Below are 20,740 nucleotides of genomic sequence, written 5' to 3'. Positions count from 1 at the left end.
TGCGTCTTGCTGCTAAATTGGGTAGAATCTGCCAACTTGATTGAAATGCCGCCACCGTTAGCTATTTTTAAATAGTTTTGCGGCTTTCTTACCGTCCTAATTTAAAGAGTTTGTCACACCAAATTATGAAGCACATTCGTAACTTTTCGATTATCGCCCACATCGACCATGGTAAGTCGACCCTATCTGACCGTCTAATCCAAGTTTGTGGAGGATTAAGCGATCGTGAAATGGCTGCACAAGTCCTTGATTCGATGGATCTTGAGCGTGAACGTGGCATCACCATCAAATCTCAGAGTGTGACACTAAACTACACCGCAAAAGATGGTGAAACTTACCAACTTAACTTCATCGATACTCCGGGACACGTTGACTTCGCATACGAAGTATCACGTTCTCTTGCGGCTTGTGAAGGCGCGCTATTGGTTGTCGATGCTGGTCAAGGTGTAGAAGCTCAGACTCTAGCAAACTGTTACACAGCGATCGAAATGGATCTGGAAGTAGTGCCAATCCTCAACAAGATTGACCTTCCAGCAGCTGATCCAGAGCGCGTATCTGAAGAGATCGAAGAGATCGTAGGTATCGACGCGATGGAAGCAACGCGCTGTTCTGCGAAAACAGGTATCGGTGTAGACGATGTTCTAGAAAACATTGTTTCAGCAATTCCTGCTCCAGAAGGCGATCCAGAAGCGCCACTGCAAGCGCTGATCATCGATTCTTGGTTCGATAACTACCTTGGTGTTGTTTCTCTTGTTCGTATCAAGAACGGTTCTCTGAAGAAGAACGACAAGATCAAAGTAATGAGCACAGGCCAAGTTTGGGGTGTAGACCGTCTAGGTATCTTCACACCGAAACAGGTAGATACTACTGAACTAAATACTGGTGAAGTAGGTTGGGTTGTTTGTGGTATCAAAGACATCCTAGGTGCACCGGTTGGTGATACGCTAACACTGGCTAAAAACGGCTGTGAAAAAGCGCTACCAGGCTTTAAAAAAGTAAAACCACAGGTATACGCGGGTCTGTTTCCAGTATCATCTGATGATTACGAAAACTTCCGTGATGCGTTAGGTAAACTAAGTCTGAACGATGCTTCTCTATTCTACGAACCAGAGAACTCAGCAGCACTTGGTTTCGGTTTCCGTTGTGGCTTCTTGGGTATGCTTCACATGGAGATCATCCAAGAGCGTCTAGAGCGTGAATACGACCTAGACCTAATCACAACAGCACCAACCGTAGTATACGAAGTTGAAAAAACAGACGGTACTCAGCTGTATGTTGATAGCCCAGCTAAGCTGCCAGCTATCAATGATATCAACGAGATTCGCGAGCCAATTGCACGCTGTAATATCTTAGTACCTTCTGACTACCTAGGTAACGTAATCACACTGTGTGTTGAGAAGCGTGGTGTTCAGGTTGATATGATTTATCACGGCAACCAAGTAGCGGTTGTATACGATATTCCAATGGCTGAGGTAGTACTGGACTTCTTCGACCGTCTGAAATCAACGTCTCGTGGTTACGCATCACTGGATTACAACTTCCAACGCTTTGAAGCATCAAGCATGGTTCGTGTAGACGTACTTCTAAACGGTGACACGGTTGATGCACTTGCGATGATTACACACAAAGATCAATCGCAAACTCGTGGTCGTCAGCTTGTAGAGAAGATGAAAGAGTTCATCCCTCGTCAAATGTTTGATATCGCGATTCAAGCGGCTATCGGTAACCACATCATCGCTCGTTCTACAGTTAAACAACTGCGTAAGAACGTAATCGCGAAATGTTACGGTGGTGACGTGAGTCGTAAGAAGAAACTTCTGAAGAAACAGAAAGAAGGTAAGAAGCGTATGAAGCAGATCGGTAACGTAGAGCTGCCTCAAGAAGCATTCTTAGCAATTCTTCACGTTGGCAAAGATTAACTTTATCCAGCGTTAAACGAATAATTGAAAGTGAAAGGGTAGCTCGCTATTCTTTCACTTTCGTTATTTTTAAAGAAATGAAATTTAAGGGATATCAATGGCTAATACATTTTCGCTTATCTTAGTGATCGTAACTCTAGTGACCGGCATTGTATGGGCATTGGAAAAGTTTGTGTGGGCGAAGAAGCGCCAGCAGAAGCTTGCTGATGTGGAAGCACAAACGAATGGCCTAGACGCTGAAACCAGCGCAAAAGTTACGGCTCAGCCTTGGTGGGTTGAGAACAGTGTGTCCATTTTCCCGGTAATTGCATTTGTTTTGATCTTGCGTTCGTTCATCTACGAACCGTTTCAAATCCCATCTGGCTCGATGATGCCAACGCTTTTGGTTGGTGATTTCATCTTGGTAGAGAAGTACGCGTATGGTTTAAAAGACCCAGTATGGCGCACTCAATTGGTAGAAACAGGCAAGCCAGAACGTGGCGATTCAATCGTATTTAAGTACCCGCCTCAGCCAAACATTGACTACATCAAGCGTGTTGTCGGTTTGCCAGGTGATACTATTCGTTACAGCAATCGTAAAGAGATCTGTATCCAGGCGAAAGGTACAAGTAGCTGTGAACCAGTGAAACTAAGTAACGTTGAAGAGAGCCAATTTATTCAAGATGGTGTGCCTCTGATTCAGCTGAATGAACAGCTTGGAGACGTAGAGCACCAAATCTTGGTTAACCCATTGCGTCGTGATCGTGTGCAAGCATATCAACCTCGCAACGGTGTTAACGAATGGGTCGTTCCAGAAGGCCAATACTTTGTGATGGGTGATAACCGTGACAACAGTGCTGATAGCCGTTACTGGGGCTTTGTCCCTGAAGCAAACCTTGTTGGTAAGGCTGTTGCTATTTGGATCAGTTTCGAATTCGAACGTGGTTCAGACAGTGTACTTCCAACATGGATTCCTACTGGTGTGCGTTTTAATCGCATCGGTGGGATTCATTAATCGATCAATTAACACATCGAGAGAGCATGAATTCTCCAATTGATAAACTAGAGAGAAAGATTGGCTATCAGTTCAATGATGCCGATCTTATCCACTTGGCGCTGACTCACCGCAGCGCCGCAGGTAAACATAACGAACGTCTTGAGTTTCTGGGCGATTCAATTTTAAGTTTTGTTATCGCTGATGATCTATACCACCGTTTTCCTAAGGTAAACGAAGGTGATATGAGCCGCATGCGCGCAACATTAGTACGTGGTCATACATTGGCAGAACTAGGTCGTGAATTCGAACTAGGAGATTACTTAAAATTAGGTCCAGGTGAGTTGAAGAGTGGCGGTTTCCGTCGTGATTCTATTCTAGCGGATGCTGTTGAAGCGATCATCGGTGCTATCTATTTGGATAGTGATACCGAGACGGTTCGCGGCATTATTTTAAGCTGGTACCAATCTCGCCTAGAAGCTATTCAGCCAGGAGTATCTCAAAAAGACCCGAAAACTCGTCTTCAAGAGTTCTTACAAGGTCGAAGAAATCCTCTACCTGTCTACACAGTGACTAATATTAAAGGTGAAGCACACAACCAAGAGTTTACGGTTGAGTGTGAAGTGGCAGGTGTGGATAAACCTGTTATCGGTAAAGGCACTAGCCGCCGCAAGGCAGAACAAGCGGCTGCTGAAACAGCATTAGAGCAACTAAGCAATGTCTGATAACAACCAAGAATTCGATATCGATGCATTCTTTTCATCTGATAGCAAACAACCTAGCCTACCGGAAAACCAACACTGTGGCTTCATCGCTATTGTAGGTCGCCCAAACGTAGGTAAGTCGACGCTTCTGAACCATATTCTGGGACAGAAGATTTCTATTACATCACGTAAACCACAGACCACACGTCACCGTATTATGGGCGTGGAAACTGAGGGGGATTACCAAGCGATTTTCGTGGATACTCCTGGACTTCATATTGAAGAAAAGCGTGCCATCAACCGCTTGATGAACCGTGCAGCAAACAGCTCACTGAGTGATGTGAACCTAGTATTCTTCCTTGTCGACGGTACTCACTGGACCGAAGACGATGAGATGGTTCTGAACAAGCTGAAGAAGACTGACTTCCCAGTTGTACTTTGCATCAACAAAGTAGATAACGTTCAAGACCGTACTAACGTGATGCAGCACATGATGGAAGTCTCTAAGAAGATGGACTTCATTGATGTTGTGCCAATCTCGGCGAAGCAAGGTAAGAACATTGATGTACTGCGTAAGCACGTACGTGAACACTTACCTAAAGCGACACACCACTTCCCAGAAGAGTACGTGACGGATCGCTCGCAACGCTTTATGGCATCTGAAATTATCCGTGAAAAGCTGATGCGCTTCACGGGTGACGAACTACCTTACTCGGTAACGGTTGAGATCGAACGTTTCGACTACAACCCAGATAACGATGGCTTCCACATCAACGCACTGATTCTTGTTGAACGTACTGGTCAGAAGAAAATGGTGATTGGTAAAGCGGGCGAGAAGATCAAAACGATTGGTCGCGAAGCACGTATCGATATGGAAGAGCTATTCGGTCGTAAGGTTTACCTAGAGACTTGGGTTAAGGTTAAATCTGGTTGGGCTGATGATGAACGTGCACTTCGTTCACTAGGCTACATCGACGATCTATAATCTAGTATGAACTTCACTTTCCTCTACTGGATGTGAAAGTCAAAATAGTGAGTTTAAGAGAGAGTGCGAACTCTCTCTTTTTGTATCTGTAAGAAGGATAAATCATTGAGCGAAGGGTTACAGCGATGCTTTGTATTGCACCGTAGGCCATATAGCGAGTCGAGCTTGATACTGGATATTTTCAGTGAAGAGTTTGGTCGTGTAACGTTGATGTCGAAAGGTGCTCGTAGCAAGCGTTCCAATTTAAAAGGAGCGTTGCAGCCTTTTACGCCTCTACTACTCAAGTGGTCGGGGAACAGCTCAATGAAAACACTGCGCCAAGCTGAGCCTATCAGTTTAGGTTTGCCTCTCACTGGCATTAACCTCTACTCCGCAATGTATGTGAATGAGTTGATTGGTCGAGTGCTGATGGCTGAAGTGCCAATGCCTGCTCTTTTTCACGACTATCTTCATGCTTTAACAGAGCTGGCACATAATGAAAATCCAGAGCCAGCACTGCGTCGCTTTGAGTTGGCACTGCTATCTGCCATGGGCTATGGCGTCGACTTTTTACACTGTGCGGGTACCGGCGAACCGATTGATCCAACAATGACTTATCGCTATCGAGAGCAGAAAGGTTTCATTGCTTCGGTGCGACGAGACAACCTGACTTTTATGGGCGATGAACTTATTGCGATCAGCGAACGTAGGTTTATCACTAAAGAGCAGTTAAAAGCGGCAAAACGCTTTACACGCATAGCCTTAAAGCCGTATCTTGGCGGCAAACCATTAAAAAGTAGAGAACTGTTTTTGCCAAGAGCAGGTCTTTCTAGAGCACGGAGTATTGGAAAATGAGCTCAATCCTTTTAGGCGTTAATATCGACCATATTGCAACACTACGTAATGCACGAGGTACTAAATACCCAGATCCAGTACACGCAGCTGAAATCGCTGAGCGCGCTGGCGCTGACGGCATCACTATTCACCTGCGTGAAGACCGCCGCCACATCGTAGATCGCGATGTACGTATTCTGGCTGAAACTATCCAAACTCGCATGAACTTAGAAATGGCAGTGACGGATGAGATGGTTCAGATTGCACTTGATACTAAGCCTGAATTTGTTTGTCTTGTTCCTGAAAAGCGTGAAGAGCTAACCACTGAAGGTGGCTTGGATGTGGTTGGTCAACTAGATAAGATCAAAGCAGCAACGCAAAAGCTGTCAGAAGCAGGCATCAAGGTATCTCTATTTATTGATGCTGACCGCGAGCAGATCGACGCAGCAAAAGCATGTGGTGCACCGTTCATTGAGCTTCATACTGGTCACTACGCTGACGCGAAAACAGAAGAAGACCAACAAGATGAGCTGAAAAAGATTGCGGCTGGTGCAAGCTACGCAGACGATCTTGGTATTACGGTAAATGCGGGTCACGGCCTGACTTACCACAACGTAGCACCAATTGCGGCGCTTCCAGAAATCTATGAGCTGAACATCGGTCACTCAATCATGGGACGTGCAGTCTTTGATGGCTTGAACAAAGCCGTAGCTGACATGAAAGCCGTAATGGAAACCGCTCGTAACAATATCTAGTGTGTTAAATATCTAGTTTGATAAGTAGCATCATCAATAAGTAGTTAAAGGGTAATCATGGCTGTTGTAGGGCTTGGAACAGATATCGCGGAAATTGAACGCGTTGAAAAAGCATTATCACGAAGTGGTGAGGCATTTGCTCTGCGTATTCTGACGGAATCTGAGTTTGAAGTGTTTCAGCAGCTCAAGCAAAAAGGTCGTTATCTCGCTAAACGTTTTGCTGCCAAAGAAGCAGCATCAAAAGCACTGGGCACGGGTATTGCTATGGGGGTCACCTTCCATGACTTTGAAATATCAAATGATGGGCATGGTAAGCCGGTGCTGAGCTTGCACAATAAAGCTTTAGAGATTGCACAAGCGAGTGGCACAACATCGATTCACCTGACTATTTCAGATGAGCGTCATTACGCCGTGGCGACGGTACTCTTTGAGTCGTAATCGTTACTCATCCTGATGTTCATTAACTACTGAGTAAATAGAACAAACAAAAAAGCAGAGCTTATTACGCTCTGCTTTTTTATTTCCTTGAAATTGAGGCTAAGCCGCTCTAATCACTGGTTGGTTTTAAGTAGTGAACAGCGGTCGCTTGTACTTTATCGAGCTCGTCTTGAAGCTCAAATAATTCTGGCTCGATATCTTCAATCGAAGTACCTGAGCGCAGCTCTTTCTCTATCGTGGCACAGACTGATTTAAGCCTTGGTACCCCACTGTATGAGCTGCTGCCATGCATTTTGTGGATGATGTGTATCAGCTGTTCAACAGGGTAGTCTGTGTCTTCGATCGCTTTCTCCGCCGCGTCATACACCTCAGGGATAAAGTCGACCAGCATTTGCAGCATATCGCGTGCGAGGTCTTCTTTATTGGCGGCTTGCTTCATTGCAGCTTGCCAATCAATGATGATGTTTTTGTGCTCGCTAGAGTTACTTTCAGATACTGGATTGTTATCGACCTCTGCAGACACTGCTGGATGGTCTGGATTGATTTTTTCGATGTGCTCAACCTCAGAGGTCGGGCTCCAATGAATCAATACTTGCTGTAACACATGCTCTTCAATTGGCTTGGTCAGGTAATCATCCATGCCAGCTTCTAGCAGCCTATCGCGCTCGCCTGTCATAGCGTGTGCGGTAACAGCAATCACTGGAGTGTTGGCGTTGTTGGCGAGCTTTTTGATGTTTTGACAAGCGGTAACACCATCCATCTGCGGCATCTGAATATCCATGAAGATGATATCAAACTGGGTCTCAGTAGCTTTGTCGATAGCCTGTTGACCACTGGTACAGCTGATAACGGTTTCCACGCGTTCTTTGAGTAGCGCGGTGATAAGTTTCAGGTTGGCTGGGTTATCATCAACAGCCATCACAGTCAGTGGTAGTTTCTCTTCTGAATGGGTTTCAATCGCTGGTGCAATCAAGGTTGGCGCTTGATTCGACACCAGAGTTTGCAGTAGCTTCTTACGTGAAAGAGGTTTAGTGATGCATTGAACATCGACTTCTTTCATCAATTGTTCGCCAAGTGCGAGCTCGGTACTCGGTGTACCAATGATCACGTTCTGAGCAATCTTCTTCGCGCCAATTGCCCAGCCGCTTACCGTATCAAACTGGTAATCTTGGTTGGCCGCGAGGTTCAGCAGTACGTAGTCGTACGAAGTTGACTCGTCAGGCATCACTGAACGGTAGGTAACGACTAAGCCTTCCTGAGTTAGGATTTGTTGAGTAATCGAAGCGGCTTGCATGTTTGGCTCGATAAGCAGTAGTTGCTTGTCTTGCAGACATTGCGTCTCAATCAGCTCAGTCATTGGCATATCCGTGGTTGATAGCCTTAGCGTAAACCAGAAAGTGGAACCTTGGTGTAGACGACTGGTTAGGCTGATCTCACCGCCCATTTGGCTCACAAGTTTCTGGGTGATAACCAGACCTAGGCCTGTACCACCATAGCGACGAGATATACTTGCATCTGCTTGGCTGAAGGCTTGGAATAGTTGGGCTTGCTGACGCTCAGAGATACCAATACCCGTATCACGAACCATGAACTGTAGTTCGATGTTGTCTTCGCTTTGTGAACGTAATTCAACGCTAATATCAATGTTACCACGCTCGGTAAACTTGATTGAGTTACCGACTAGGTTGGTCAGGATTTGTTGGATACGCAGTGGATCGCCAACAACGCCTGCCGGTACTTTAGGATCGATCTTAAGGGTAAGCTCTAGACCTTTCTCATGAGCGTTGGTCGCTTGAAGGTTCACTACTTCTTCTAAGCTTGCTTGGAACTCAAATGGGATGTTTTCTAGCGCCAGTTTACCGGCTTCAAGTTTCGAGAAGTCCAAGATATCGTTGATGATACTGAGGAGGTTGTTCGCAGAGCGTTCAATGGTCTGTAGATAATCTGTCTGACTGTTCGACAGGTGAGTTTTAAGCATCTGGCGAGTAAAGCCAATCACACCGTTAAGTGGTGTTCTTAGCTCGTGAGACATATTTGCCAAGAACTCTGACTTAACACGTGCCGCTTCTTGTGCACGTTTTTTCGCGATGTCTAACTCAACGTTTTGAATCTCTAGCTGCTCAAGAGTTTCACGCAGATCCGAAGTAGCTTGGTCGATACTGTGCTGCATCTCGACGTGATATTCCGACAGCGATACCGCCATCGCGTTGATACCGTTTTTCAGCGAGTCCAACTCACCGTGCATTTTGCCTTCGATACGGACATCCAAGTGACCACGACGAATTCGGTCAACCATGTTCTTCATGTGCGTGATCGGTTGAGTTACATCGTGCATCAAGCGGAAAGCGAATACACCAGAAAGACCCAACCCAAGAATCAGCACTAAGAAGGCTGAGAAGACTTCTTGATATTGCTGCAAACGAAGTGAAGAAAGGTCTAACTCAATAGCAATATAACCAATCGCTTGGTTGGCTTGAGACTGACCATTAGCCGAGTTGATGTACTGGCCTTCTGCAATAATCGGGGTGCGAAGAATCAGTGTGTTATCGAGTAAGTCAGAAGAGCTTAAATGAGGAATCGGTTTGTCTTTTGGATAAGTCAGGCTTTCGAAATCAGGGTGAAAGTTTGAGGTTACAAACAATTCATGACGATCATCGAACACCGCGATACTACGTACCAGCTTAGAGTTCTTTCGATGTGCATAGCTGATTAGCTGACGAACAGACTCTCGACTTTCGAGTTGCATGCCAGATTCACTCGCAATTGCCAGTGGCTCAATGATGCTAGTACCTGTGTTCACCACCTGACCTTCAAGGTCTTGATAGCGGTTAAATGAGAAAAATGCACTCAATAGCAGCCCAATAATCAGGGTTGGAGCTAGAGTTAAGGTAATTACACGGGCTCTTAAGCCATATCTGGTCATGTTCTTTAATTACATCGAGGTCTGGATATGGGAAAATAACGCACACAATGGCGGTTAAGTGAACGGTAAGCTTAATCAAAGCCGTGACGTTCGACAATGATTCCAAGACAGAATAGTGAGTCCTGGATACCAATTACTTATTAAAAGATACATTAGGCACAAGCAATGGCACGTTTTTTCCAACCAAAAAAGAAAACTCAACTCGAGACCAAGCATCAATCGGTTTTGGTTGAACGAATGGATCACAATGGCGCTGGCATCGCTTATCAGAAAAACAAACCGGTTTTCATTGACGGCGCATTGCCTGGTGAGCAGGTGGTTATTCAGCTTACTGAAAGTAAAAGTAAGTTTGCACGCGCGAAACTCATCAAATTACTGAAGCCAAGCGAGCAACGTTTAAAGCCTTTTTGTAAACACTTTAATCAGTGTGGCGGTTGTCATCTTCAGCACCTTGGTTACCAATCTCAGGTAGAACACAAGGCACAATCTCTTACGCATTTGATGAACCAATATAAGACAGATGAGACCGAGATGGCTCAACCGATTGTGGGTGATGAAACGGGTTATCGTCGTCGTGCGCGTATCAGCCTGTTTGTTGATAAGAAAACGCATAAGCTTCAGTTCGGTTTTCGTAAGAAGCAGAGTAAGCAGATAGAAAACATCACCGATTGCGCCGTGCTTGATCCTCGCCTAAATGTATTGCTGCCAAAGGTGAAAAATTTACTCAACACTTTCAGCAACCTTACGTCTTTAGGACACGTTGAATTGGTATTGGGTGATACTGGCCCGGTAATGGTGTTACGCCACCTTAAGCCTTTGATTGAAAAAGATGAGCAAGCATTGATTGCGTTGGCGAAAGAAGAAGGCGCGATATTGTACTCAATGCCAGAGACCGACAAGTTGGTCCGCCTGGTTGGTGATGCGCCTAGCTACAGCGAAACGGGCGTTACCTTACCTTTTGAGCCAAATCACTTCATTCAGGTGAACCAGAAGGTTAACCAGAAGATGGTGGCTCAAGCGATTGAATGGTTAGAACCTAAAGCGGATGAGCGAGTGCTGGATCTGTTTTGTGGCTTAGGTAACTTCAGTCTACCTATCGCTCAACAATCTGCGTTTGTGGTTGGTGTTGAAGGTGTCGATGAGATGGTTCAGCAGGCCACATCGAATGCCCAATTGAACCAGTTGAGTAACACCGAGTTTTACCAAGCGAACCTTGAAGAAGACTTATCTGCACAAGCTTGGGCAAAAGAGAAATTTGATAAAATCTTACTGGACCCAGCTCGTGCTGGAGCGAGTGGTGTTGTTGATCAAATTTCAGCGTTAGGAGCGAAGCGTGTGGTTTATGTTTCGTGTAATCCTGCTACTCTAGCTAGAGATTCAGAGAGCTTAGAAAAGCAAGGCTACCAATTAGCCAAACTTGGTATGTTGGATATGTTCCCACACACCAGCCATTTAGAATCGATGGCTCTCTTTATCAAGGCTTAAAGGCCCGTAAATAAGGCTTAAAAATGAATGACAAAGGCGCAGGGACACCTGCGCTGATATCAATATGGTCGAACTAACTTGGAACCAGTTAGTCATATTGAATTGGGTATAAAACAGAATAACTAGGAAGGCACGATGGTTGCGGTACGAAGCGCACATTTAAACCCAAGCGAACAGTTTGAGCTAGAAAGTTGGATTGCGTCATTAAAGCAAGACGCAAAAACCTCGAATAAACTGAACAAAGTTTATCGTCACTGTGAAGAGCTATTAAAAGATCACGAGCAAGCATCACTCTTGCTATGGCGTGGACGCGAGATGATTGAAATCTTGGTCACGCTGTCGATGGATCGTGCAACATTAGTCGCAGCACAACTCTTCCCAGTGGTATCAAGTGGCGTTTTTGAGCGCGAAGCCTTCGAAGAAAGCTACGGCAAAGAAATCGTTAAGCTGATTGACGGCGTTGAAGAAATGGCGGCCTTGGGCCAGCTAAACGTAACCCTTGAAGGCAGTGCCGCCTCGGGTCAAGTTGATAACGTTCGACGCATGCTATTGGCCATGGTTGATGATTTCCGCTGCGTAGTTATCAAACTTGCGGAGCGAATCTGTAACCTTATCGAGGTGAAAAAAGCGCCTGATGCTGTGCGCCGAGCGGCAGCAAAAGAGTGTTCTAACATCTATGCCCCACTGGCAAACCGTTTAGGTATCGGCCAACTTAAGTGGGAAATCGAAGATTACGCATTCCGCTACCAACAACCAGATACCTACAAGCAGATTGCAAAACAGTTATCTGAGCGTCGTATCGTTCGTGAACAATACATCACAGATTTCGTTGATGATTTAACCGCAGAAATGCAGCGTTCAAACATCAATGCTGAAGTGAGCGGCCGACCAAAACACATCTACAGCATCTGGCGCAAAATGCAGAAGAAAGGCTTAGCCTTCGATGAGCTTTTTGACGTGCGAGCGGTACGTATCATCGCTGATCAGCTGCAAGACTGTTACGCTGGCCTTGGGGTGGTACACACTAAATACAAGCACCTCCCGAGCGAATTTGATGACTATGTGGCGAACCCTAAGCCAAATGGTTACCAGTCGATTCATACCGTAGTACTTGGCCCTGAAGGCAAGACTATTGAGATTCAGATCCGTACTAAGCAAATGCACGAAGACTCTGAGCTTGGTGTGGCGGCGCACTGGAAGTACAAAGAAGGGGCTTCAAGCGGCCGTAGTGGCTACGATGAGAAAATCACTTGGTTGCGTAAACTTATCGACTGGCAAGAAGAGATGTCGGACTCTGGCGAGATGCTGGATGAAGTACGTAGCCAAGTCTTCGATGACCGTGTATACGCATTTACTCCACGTGGTGACGTGGTCGACTTACCAATGGGCGCAACCCCGTTGGATTTCGCTTACCACATCCACTCGATGGTCGGACACCGCTGTATCGGTGCCAAAGTAGCGGGACGTATCGTACCGTTCACTCATAAACTATCGATGGGCGACCAAGTTGAGATCATCACGCAGAAAGAGCCGAACCCATCTCGTGACTGGTTAAACCCAACCACAGGCTTCGTTCACTCTGGACGTGCTCGAGCTAAGATTAACGCTTGGTTCCGCGCACAAAGCCGTGAGAAAAACCTAGAAGCGGGCCGTGACATCCTGGAAGTAGAGTTAGCGAAAGTAGGCGCAACGCTAAAAGATGCTGATCAATATGCACTAAGACGTTTTAACGTGAATACGCCAGACGAACTCTATGCAGGTATTGGTAGTGGCGACTTGCGTATTAACCAAGTGGTTAATCACATCAATGCGTTAGTGAACAAGCCAACGGCGGAAGAAGAAGACAAGAAAGCGCTAGAGAAACTGCTTGAGTCGGAAAGCAAGCCAGCACAGCAGAGTCGTCCTAAGAAAGACGCGGTGGTAGTAGAAGGCGTTGATAACCTCATGACGCATCTTGCTCGCTGTTGTCAGCCGATTCCTGGTGATGTGATTAAAGGCTACATCACTCAAGGTCGTGGTATCTCGGTTCACCGTGCTGATTGTGAGCAATTGAGTGAGCTAAGCCTACACGCACCAGAGCGTATTATTGATACCGTTTGGGGCAATGGCTTTGTCGGTTCTTACATCCTAACGCTGCGTGTTGAAGCACTAGAGCGTAATGGCTTGTTGAAAGACATCACCTCACTGTTCTCTAACGAGAAGATCAGCGTGACGACAATGAAGAGCCGTATCGACTACAAACGTCAACTATCGGTAATGGATTTCGATTTAGAAGTGACCAATATTGAGATTCTGAGTCGAGTGACCAGTCGAGTAGAGCAGATCAAAGATGTTATGAGCGTCAAACGCCTCGGCTAAAATTCTCGTCATACTTGAAGCTGATGGCGTTGTTGCCTGCGCGCACTCGCTCAATCACATAGGCAAGCTATGCTCAGGAGTCTCGCTTGCTTGTCGCCTAGCCACAGCTTCAATTATTTAGAGAGTTAGACAGTATCAATAAAGGTGAGTGGTTTTGGCTGCTCACCTTTTTTAGTTTTAGAAGACGTTATAAATTTAAAAATCAAAGACAGTAATAGGAAGAAAATGATGAATCACCCGATTGAACAACTTGAACAGATCATGACTAAGCTGCGCGATCCAGAAGGTGGCTGTCCTTGGGATTTAAAACAAAATTTTGAAACAATTGTCCCTCATACTATCGAAGAGACTTATGAGGTGGTGGATGCGATTCACAACAAAGACTGGTCGAATCTGCAAGAAGAGCTTGGCGATCTACTGTTTCAGGTGATTTTTTACAGTCAGTTGGCGAAAGAGCAGGGGCTGTTTGAGTTTTCTGATGTGGTTGATGGCATCAATGAGAAGTTAACACGCCGTCACCCTCATGTGTTCTCGGATGCCGAGTTTGCTAGCGACGAAGAAATCAATGCGAATTGGGAAGCGGAAAAAGCCAAAGAAAAGGCACAAGCAGGCAAAACTCAAGAAAGTATTCTAGACTCAATACCAAACTCTCTACCTGCGCTTTCTCGTGCTACAAAGATTCAAAAGCAGGTAGCGAAATATGGCTTCGATTGGGACTCAATTGGCCCAGTTGCCAACAAGGTAATAGAGGAAGTGGACGAGGTGCTAGAAGAGGTGCTTCAAGTGACACCAAACGAAGATTTGGTTGAAGAAGAGTTGGGGGATTTGCTGTTTGCAACGGTGAATTTGGTGCGACATTTAGGTAAAAACCCTGAATCGGCGCTCAATAAGGCCAACTTGAAGTTTTCACGTCGCTTTAAAGGGGTGGAAGAAAAAGTGCGTCAACAAGATAAAAGTCTGACCGATTTTTCACTACAACAGCTTGATTCCATGTGGGATGAGGTAAAAGTAGCGGAGAAAAGATAACCAAAGCTTTTATCATGAATTGATTTGAAGCAAAAAATAAAAAATAGCAGTGTGATAGATTTCACGTTGTGGCGATAAGGGGCTTCTGGTATATTTTCATCCCGTCCAGAAGTAGTCCATTTCCCTCATTCAACCAATTTCAGGTTAAACATGACGACAAATTACATTTTTGTTACTGGCGGGGTTGTATCCTCTCTAGGTAAAGGTATTGCTGCAGCATCTCTTGCGGCTATTTTAGAAGCTCGTGGTCTTAAAGTGACTATGATGAAGCTTGACCCTTACATCAACGTTGATCCAGGCACTATGAGCCCGACTCAGCACGGTGAAGTGTTCGTTACGGAAGATGGCGCTGAAACAGACCTTGACCTTGGTCACTACGAGCGATTCATTCGCACCAAGATGACTAAGCGTAACAACTTCACTGCAGGTCGTGTTTACTCAGACGTACTAGCAAAAGAGCGTCGCGGTGATTACCTAGGTGCAACTATTCAGGTTATCCCACACATCACTAACTCTATCAAAGAGCGTGTTATTTCTGGCGCTGAAGGCCACGATATCGCGATCGTTGAAGTTGGTGGTACGGTTGGCGATATCGAATCTCTACCATTCATGGAAGCGATTCGTCAGCTAGCAGTAGAACTAGGCCGTGAACGCGCAATGTTCATGCACCTAACGCTAGTACCTTACCTAGCAGCTGCGGGCGAAGTGAAAACTAAGCCGACTCAGCACTCTGTAAAAGAGCTACTGTCTATTGGTATTCAGCCTGACATCCTAGTTTGTCGTTCTGACCGCAACATTCCTTCGAATGAGCGTAAGAAAATTGCTCTGTTCTGTAATGTGCAAGAAAATGCAGTTATTTCAATGCGCGATGTTGACTCTATCTACAAGATCCCTCAGCTTATTAAAGCTCAAGGCACTGATGATCTTGTATGTAAGCGTTTCGGCATTACAGCTCCAGAAGCAGATCTGTCTGAATGGGAACAAGTAATTTACGAAGAAGCTAACCCAACGGGTGAAGTGACGATTGGTATGGTTGGTAAGTACATTGAACTACCAGACGCATACAAATCAGTAAATGAAGCGCTAAAACACGCAGGCTTGAAAAACCGCCTAAGCGTTAATATTAAATACGTAGACTCACAAGACGTTGAGTCTCGTGGCGTAGAAATTTTAGAAGGCCTAGACGCAATTCTAGTGCCAGGTGGCTTCGGTGACCGTGGTGTTGAAGGTAAGATTCTTGCTGCTCAATACGCACGTGAAAACAAAGTACCATACCTAGGTATCTGTCTAGGCATGCAAGTAGCACTTATCGAGTACGCTCGTAATGTTGCGAAAATGGAAGGTGCACACTCTTCTGAGTTCTGTTCTGAAACTAAATACCCTGTTGTTGGCCTAATCACTGAGTGGGTAGACGGCGAAGGTAAAGTTGAAGAGCGTACAGAGACATCTGATCTAGGCGGCACAATGCGTCTAGGTTCACAGCTTTGTCACCTAGCGAAAGGTACGAAAGCTTACGAACTATACGGTAGCGCGACGATCCATGAACGTCACCGTCACCGTTACGAAGTGAACAACAATCTTCGTCCACAAATCGAAAAAGCGGGCCTAAAAGTATCGGGTCTATCTGCGGACAAGAAACTGGTTGAAGTTATTGAGAACCCGAACCACCCATGGTTCGTTGCAGCTCAATTCCACCCAGAGTTCACTTCAACACCTCGCGATGGTCACCCATTGTTTGCAGGTTTCGTTAAAGCGGCTGGTGAGTTCCAGCGCGGCGAGTTAGAGAAGTAAAAGGAATACAGGTAGCAGCGTAAGTTGTGCTGCTACCTTTAAATTTGACATTTATATATTCAACGAGAAGGAAACATTCAATGTCTAAGATCGTTAAAGTTCTAGGTCGTGAAATCATCGATTCACGTGGTAACCCAACTGTAGAAGCTGAAGTACACCTAGAAGGCGGTTTCGTAGGTATGGCTGCTGCTCCATCTGGCGCATCTACTGGTTCTCGCGAAGCTCTTGAGCTACGTGACGGCGACAAATCACGTTTCCTAGGTAAAGGTGTTCTTAAAGCAATTGAAGCTGTAAACGGCCCAATCGCAGAAGCTCTAGTTGGTAAAGACGCTAAAGCTCAAGCTGACGTTGACCAAGTTATGATCGACCTTGACGGTACTGAGAACAAATCTCAGTTCGGCGCGAACGCTATCCTAGCTGTTTCTCTAGCGAACGCTAAAGCTGCTGCTGCAGCTAAAGGCATGCCTCTATACGAGCACATCGCTGAGCTAAACGGTACTGCTGGTCAGTTCTCTATGCCTCTACCAATGATGAACATCATCAACGGTGGTGAGCACGCTGATAACAACGTTGACATCCAAGAGTTCATGATCCAACCAGTTGGTGCTAAGACTCTTAAAGAAGGTCTACGTATCGGTGCTGAAGTATTCCACAACCTAGCTAAAGTTCTTAAGTCTAAAGGCTACAGCACTGCAGTTGGTGACGAAGGTGGTTTCGCTCCTAACCTTAAGTCTAACGCTGAAGCTCTAGAAGTTATCGCAGAAGCTGTTGCAGCTGCTGGTTACGAACTAGGTAAAGACGTTACTCTAGCTATGGACTGTGCTGCATCTGAGTTCTTCGACAAAGAAGCTGGCATCTACAACATGAAAGGCGAAGGTAAGACTTTCTCTTCTGAAGAGTTCAACCACTACCTAGCTGAGCTAGCTAACCAATTCCCAATCGTTTCTATCGAAGACGGTCTAGACGAGTCTGATTGGGCTGGCTTCAAGCACCAAACTGAACTACTAGGTGACAAGCTTCAACTAGTAGGTGACGATCTATTCGTTACTAACACTAAGATCCTTGCTGAAGGTATCGAGAAAGGCGTAGCTAACTCTATCCTTATCAAGTTCAACCAAATCGGTTCTCTAACTGAGACTCTAGCTGCAATCAAGATGGCTAAAGACGCAGGTTACACAGCTGTAATCTCTCACCGTTCTGGCGAAACTGAAGACGCAACTATCGCTGACCTAGCGGTAGGTACTGCTGCAGGTCAAATCAAGACTGGTTCTATGAGCCGTTCTGACCGTGTTGCTAAGTACAACCAACTAATCCGTATCGAAGAAGCTCTAGGTTCTAAAGCGCCTTTCAACGGTCTTAAAGAAGTTAAAGGTCAATAATCTCTCTGGTTTTTAAACCAAAGGAATTGTTAATCTAAGCTTTGAATGCCTCGCTAATGCGGGGCATTTTTTTGTCTGTAGAAAGTGGCGGGGAGAAGCTCCAAGTTCTAAAGCTCCCCCTTTTACAACGAAAGCGGCCTTTAAGAAGTTAAAGGTCAATAATTCCTAGCGAATTGTTAGCTTAAAGCTTTTGAAACGCTCTACTTCGGTAGGGCGTTTTTTTTTGCCTAAAATTCGTCACTCCCTAGACTGACGAAGGAAGGAGCAGGGAGTTTCTTATTTTGCATTTGCATCAATAGATTCCCAACTCAGTCGTCCCTCACTCTTGGGAATGACGGGGCATGTGTCTTAGGAAAGTCGTTCTGTCTTTGGTTCTTTCGTTGCAGTGGCTTGCACCACTTAGCTCTCTTTCTTGAGGGGGACGAGAGCATATAGCACTGGGAAGGTAAACGTCTTTTGTCTTCGGCTTTTCGTACTATCCGTCATTCCAGAGACCGACGAAGGAGGGAGTAGGGAGTCTCATCACAGGTTCCTAACGACAATAATTCCCCGACTTATTGATTCCCTGACACCACATATCTCGCACCAATAAGCTCATTATGGTATATATGTGCCTTATTCTAGTTCCTTCTTTTTCAACCGGCGAAAGGTGTTATGCGAATTTTTGCTTTAGTACTGCTCATAGTGTTTGGCTGGCTACAACACACACTGTGGCTCGGTAAAAATGGTATCTCTGATTACTACGGTGTGAACAACGAAATCCAAGTTCAGCAGCAAGTAAATGAAAAATTAAAAATTCGAAATGATGAGATGTTTGCAGAAATCGACGATCTACGCCAAGGCTTAGACGCGATTGAAGAACGCGCGCGTCATGAGCTTGGAATGGTTAAAGAAGGCGAAACGTTTTATCGCATCATTGGTGAGGAATCCCATTAATGTTGACTCAACCTCAAAGCGTGATTGCCGTTGTCCCTGCTGCGGGCGTGGGTAGCCGAATGAAGGCTGACCGTCCGAAGCAATACCTTAAGATCAATGGCAAAACGATTTTAGAGCATACTGTTGAGAAGCTATTGGCTCACCCTCAAGTCTCTCAAATTGTCGTCGCAATCAGTGATGATGACCCATACTACCCAGAGCTACCCCTTACTCAGAATCCACAAGTGATTCGAGTCGCTGGTGGAAGTGAAAGAGCGGATTCAGTTCTTTCTGCTTTAGATTATATCGAGAAGCAACAGCTCGGTGATTGGGTGATGGTGCATGACGCCGCAAGACCTTGTGTTCAGCTAAGTGACATCGACAAGTTGATGTCTACAGCGATGAGCCATGATGTCGGGGCGATATTAGCCGCTCCAGTTCGAGACACGATGAAGCGAGGCGCTCAAGGGCAAATCGAGCATACTGTTGAACGAGCCGATTTATGGCATGCACTTACACCACAGATGTTCAGAGCGGAACCTCTGTGGAATGTATTGAGCGAAGCGCTTAAACAAGGCGTTTCGATTACCGACGAAGCCTCTGCTTTTGAATGGAAAGGCTTCTCGCCCGCTTTAGTCGCCGGGCGTTCAGATAATTTTAAGATTACTCAGCCAGAAGACTTAGCGCTTGCTGAGTTCTATTTAAGTCAGAATAAGGAATAATGATGATTCGTATTGGCCATGGCTTTGATGTACATAAGTTTGGTGGTGAAGGTCCGGTAATTATTGGTGGCGTGAGCATCCCTTACGAACAAGGTCTTATCGCACATTCAGATGGTGACGTTGCCCTTCACGCGTTGTGTGACGCTCTGTTAGGTGCGATCGCCGCGGGCGATATTGGTCGTCATTTCCCAGACACTGACGATGAATGGAAAGGCGCAGACAGCCGTGAGCTATTGAAAGATGTGTACCGTCGAGTAAAAGAACAGGGCTACGTGATTGGTAATGCCGATATTACTATCATGGCGCAAGCGCCAAAAATGGCACCTCATATAGACTCTATGTGCCAAGCTATTGCACAAGATTTAGAAACCAGCATCAGTAATGTGAACGTAAAAGCAACGACAACAGAGCGTTTAGGCTTTACGGGTCGCAAAGAGGGCATCGCATGTGAAGCGGTGGTCCTAATTACCAAAAGTGCGTAAGCACCAACACGAAAAGAACAGCATGTCAGATATTTTATCTTCATTGGCTTATCTAAACGGTAAACCAACTGCGAAAGCAAAACTAAAAGCGAAAGCTGAACACTTTGTCGTTAATGAAGACTTGGGGTTTGAATTTACCGGTGAAGGCGAACATCTCATGGTTCGTATCCGTAAAACGGGTGAGAACACCAGCTTCGTGGCAAATGAGTTGGCTAAAGCTTGTGGTGTTAAGTCGAAAGACGTGAGCTGGGCGGGTTTAAAAGACCGTCACGCAGTAACAGAGCAGTGGTTGAGCGTCCACCTACCGAAAGGTGAGCCTGACTTTTCAGCGTTCTTAGCACAGTACCCAAGCATCGAAATTCTAGCGACAGCACGACACAATAAAAAGTTACGCCCGGGTGATTTAGTTGGCAACCAATTTGAGTTGACCTTGTCTGAAGTAACGGATTGCGATGATGTCGTAAAGCGTTTAGAAAAAGTTGCTCAAGTGGGCGTGCCAAACTACTTTGGTGCTCAGCGTTTTGGTAACGAAGGTAACAACCTGTCGGAAGCTCGTCGTTGGGGCCGTGATAACGTTCGTACTCGTAATCAGAACAAACGTAGCTTGTACCTTTCTGCGGCTCGCTCGTGGATTTACAACCTAATCCTTTCTGATCGTATTGAGCAAGATGTATTTGCCTCGGCATTGGTTGGCGATATCGTGGTTAAAGACGGTGCTCAGCTAACGGTGACGGCTGACAACCTTGAAGCTGTAAGCCAAGATGTTGCGAATGGTACTGCATTGGTGACGGTTGCTTTGGCTGGTGATAACGCTTTACCAACGACTGATGAGTCTCAAGCTTTAGAGCAGAAACACCTTGATGCTGAACCGGATTTGATGGCTCTGATTCGTGGTAACCGTATGCGTCACGACCGCCGTGAAGCGTCGCTGAAACCTACTGATCTAACGTGGGAAGTGAGTGAAGATAATGTCACTTTGAAGTTCTCTCTTGATGCTGGCTGTTTTGCGACAGCTATCGTTCGTGAGTTAGTCGAAGAAGTACACGTAGAGAGAAGCTACGAGCAGTAATGA

The 20,740-nt window shown here is 45.7% G+C and carries 17 protein-coding genes; 16 read left to right on the top strand and 1 reads right to left on the bottom strand.

Annotation, left to right across the window (positions count from 1 at the left end):
• The first annotated feature begins 125 nt into the window (after positions 1-125).
• The 7 genes from lepA (at position 126) to acpS (ending at position 6,587) form a co-directional block, all read left to right on the top strand.
• Positions 126-1,919: a translation elongation factor 4 gene (gene lepA / locus F0251_RS17145; RefSeq protein ID WP_008223960.1), complete on the top strand. Its 1,794-nt coding sequence runs from the start codon at positions 126-128 to the stop codon at positions 1,917-1,919.
• Positions 1,920-2,016: 97 nt separating this feature from the next.
• On the top strand, positions 2,017-2,913 hold the full coding sequence (gene lepB / locus F0251_RS17140) for a signal peptidase I (protein ID WP_171731454.1): 897 nt from the start codon (positions 2,017-2,019) through the stop codon (positions 2,911-2,913).
• Positions 2,914-2,939: 26 nt separating this feature from the next.
• The gene (gene rnc, locus F0251_RS17135; RefSeq protein ID WP_004739034.1) at positions 2,940-3,617 is read left to right on the top strand and encodes a ribonuclease III; all 678 of its coding nucleotides are present in this window, start codon (positions 2,940-2,942) and stop codon (positions 3,615-3,617) included.
• A complete protein-coding gene (era, locus tag F0251_RS17130; RefSeq protein ID WP_008224485.1) occupies positions 3,610-4,581 on the top strand; it encodes a GTPase Era in 972 nt (323 codons plus the stop codon). Before rnc ends, era begins: the two co-directional genes overlap by 8 nt.
• Positions 4,582-4,686: 105 nt before the next feature.
• Positions 4,687-5,415, top strand: coding sequence for a DNA repair protein RecO (gene recO, locus F0251_RS17125; protein WP_032498827.1), 729 nt, complete (start codon positions 4,687-4,689; stop codon positions 5,413-5,415).
• Positions 5,412-6,149 carry a pyridoxine 5'-phosphate synthase gene (pdxJ, locus tag F0251_RS17120; protein WP_008224482.1) on the top strand — a complete coding sequence of 246 codons (738 nt, stop codon included), beginning with the start codon at positions 5,412-5,414 and terminating at the stop codon, positions 6,147-6,149. Before recO ends, pdxJ begins: the two co-directional genes overlap by 4 nt.
• 57 nt (positions 6,150-6,206) lie before the next feature.
• Complete coding sequence (gene acpS, locus F0251_RS17115; RefSeq protein WP_171731453.1) at positions 6,207-6,587, top strand: holo-ACP synthase; 381 nt, start codon at positions 6,207-6,209, stop codon at positions 6,585-6,587.
• Between the two features lie 109 nt (positions 6,588-6,696).
• Here acpS and barA read toward each other — a convergent pair whose 3' ends face one another.
• Entirely contained in the window at positions 6,697-9,510 is a 2,814-nt protein-coding gene (gene barA, locus F0251_RS17110) for a two-component sensor histidine kinase BarA (RefSeq protein ID WP_171731452.1), read from the bottom strand.
• Positions 9,511-9,675: 165 nt separating this feature from the next.
• On the opposite strand from barA, the gene rlmD reads away from it, so the two are divergent.
• The 9 genes from rlmD (at position 9,676) to truD (ending at position 20,737) form a co-directional block, all read left to right on the top strand.
• On the top strand, positions 9,676-10,995 hold the full coding sequence (gene rlmD, locus F0251_RS17105; RefSeq protein ID WP_171731451.1) for a 23S rRNA (uracil(1939)-C(5))-methyltransferase RlmD: 1,320 nt from the start codon (positions 9,676-9,678) through the stop codon (positions 10,993-10,995).
• 135 nt (positions 10,996-11,130) lie between these two features.
• Complete coding sequence (gene relA / locus F0251_RS17100) at positions 11,131-13,353, top strand: GTP diphosphokinase (protein ID WP_171731450.1); 2,223 nt, start codon at positions 11,131-11,133, stop codon at positions 13,351-13,353.
• 228 nt (positions 13,354-13,581) lie between these two features.
• Positions 13,582-14,379, top strand: coding sequence for a nucleoside triphosphate pyrophosphohydrolase (mazG, locus tag F0251_RS17095; RefSeq protein ID WP_171731466.1), 798 nt, complete (start codon positions 13,582-13,584; stop codon positions 14,377-14,379).
• Positions 14,380-14,529: 150 nt separating this feature from the next.
• Positions 14,530-16,170, top strand: coding sequence for a CTP synthase (locus tag F0251_RS17090; RefSeq protein WP_063524391.1), 1,641 nt, complete (start codon positions 14,530-14,532; stop codon positions 16,168-16,170).
• 80 nt (positions 16,171-16,250) lie between these two features.
• On the top strand, positions 16,251-17,549 hold the full coding sequence (eno, locus tag F0251_RS17085; protein WP_061032445.1) for a phosphopyruvate hydratase: 1,299 nt from the start codon (positions 16,251-16,253) through the stop codon (positions 17,547-17,549).
• Positions 17,550-18,203: 654 nt separating this feature from the next.
• Complete coding sequence (gene ftsB, locus F0251_RS17080) at positions 18,204-18,485, top strand: cell division protein FtsB (protein WP_008221147.1); 282 nt, start codon at positions 18,204-18,206, stop codon at positions 18,483-18,485.
• On the top strand, positions 18,485-19,186 hold the full coding sequence (gene ispD, locus F0251_RS17075; protein ID WP_171731449.1) for a 2-C-methyl-D-erythritol 4-phosphate cytidylyltransferase: 702 nt from the start codon (positions 18,485-18,487) through the stop codon (positions 19,184-19,186). Before ftsB ends, ispD begins: the two co-directional genes overlap by 1 nt.
• A 2-nt stretch (positions 19,187-19,188) precedes the next feature.
• A complete protein-coding gene (gene ispF / locus F0251_RS17070; protein WP_004739053.1) occupies positions 19,189-19,668 on the top strand; it encodes a 2-C-methyl-D-erythritol 2,4-cyclodiphosphate synthase in 480 nt (159 codons plus the stop codon).
• Positions 19,669-19,690: 22 nt separating this feature from the next.
• Complete coding sequence (truD, locus tag F0251_RS17065) at positions 19,691-20,737, top strand: tRNA pseudouridine(13) synthase TruD (RefSeq protein ID WP_171731448.1); 1,047 nt, start codon at positions 19,691-19,693, stop codon at positions 20,735-20,737.
• The last annotated feature ends 3 nt before the right edge of the window (positions 20,738-20,740 follow it).

The sequence above is a fragment of the Vibrio sp. 070316B genome (assembly GCF_013114115.1).
In the GTDB taxonomy this organism is placed as follows: domain Bacteria; phylum Pseudomonadota; class Gammaproteobacteria; order Enterobacterales; family Vibrionaceae; genus Vibrio; species Vibrio chagasii_B.
Note: the sequence above shows the minus strand (reverse complement) of the source record. Positions and strands in the feature narration are given on the sequence as shown.

Coding starts and splice junctions, on each gene's coding strand:
- F0251_RS17090 (WP_063524391.1), top strand. CDS start 14,530: ATGACGACAAATTACATTTTTGTTACTGGCGGGGTTGTATCCTCTCTA.
- barA (WP_171731452.1), bottom strand. CDS start 9,510: ATGACCAGATATGGCTTAAGAGCCCGTGTAATTACCTTAACTCTAGCT.
- acpS (WP_171731453.1), top strand. CDS start 6,207: ATGGCTGTTGTAGGGCTTGGAACAGATATCGCGGAAATTGAACGCGTT.
- truD (WP_171731448.1), top strand. CDS start 19,691: ATGTCAGATATTTTATCTTCATTGGCTTATCTAAACGGTAAACCAACT.
- eno (WP_061032445.1), top strand. CDS start 16,251: ATGTCTAAGATCGTTAAAGTTCTAGGTCGTGAAATCATCGATTCACGT.
- ispF (WP_004739053.1), top strand. CDS start 19,189: ATGATTCGTATTGGCCATGGCTTTGATGTACATAAGTTTGGTGGTGAA.
- ftsB (WP_008221147.1), top strand. CDS start 18,204: ATGCGAATTTTTGCTTTAGTACTGCTCATAGTGTTTGGCTGGCTACAA.
- rnc (WP_004739034.1), top strand. CDS start 2,940: ATGAATTCTCCAATTGATAAACTAGAGAGAAAGATTGGCTATCAGTTC.
- lepA (WP_008223960.1), top strand. CDS start 126: ATGAAGCACATTCGTAACTTTTCGATTATCGCCCACATCGACCATGGT.
- pdxJ (WP_008224482.1), top strand. CDS start 5,412: ATGAGCTCAATCCTTTTAGGCGTTAATATCGACCATATTGCAACACTA.
- mazG (WP_171731466.1), top strand. CDS start 13,582: ATGAATCACCCGATTGAACAACTTGAACAGATCATGACTAAGCTGCGC.
- ispD (WP_171731449.1), top strand. CDS start 18,485: ATGTTGACTCAACCTCAAAGCGTGATTGCCGTTGTCCCTGCTGCGGGC.
- lepB (WP_171731454.1), top strand. CDS start 2,017: ATGGCTAATACATTTTCGCTTATCTTAGTGATCGTAACTCTAGTGACC.
- rlmD (WP_171731451.1), top strand. CDS start 9,676: ATGGCACGTTTTTTCCAACCAAAAAAGAAAACTCAACTCGAGACCAAG.
- relA (WP_171731450.1), top strand. CDS start 11,131: ATGGTTGCGGTACGAAGCGCACATTTAAACCCAAGCGAACAGTTTGAG.
- era (WP_008224485.1), top strand. CDS start 3,610: ATGTCTGATAACAACCAAGAATTCGATATCGATGCATTCTTTTCATCT.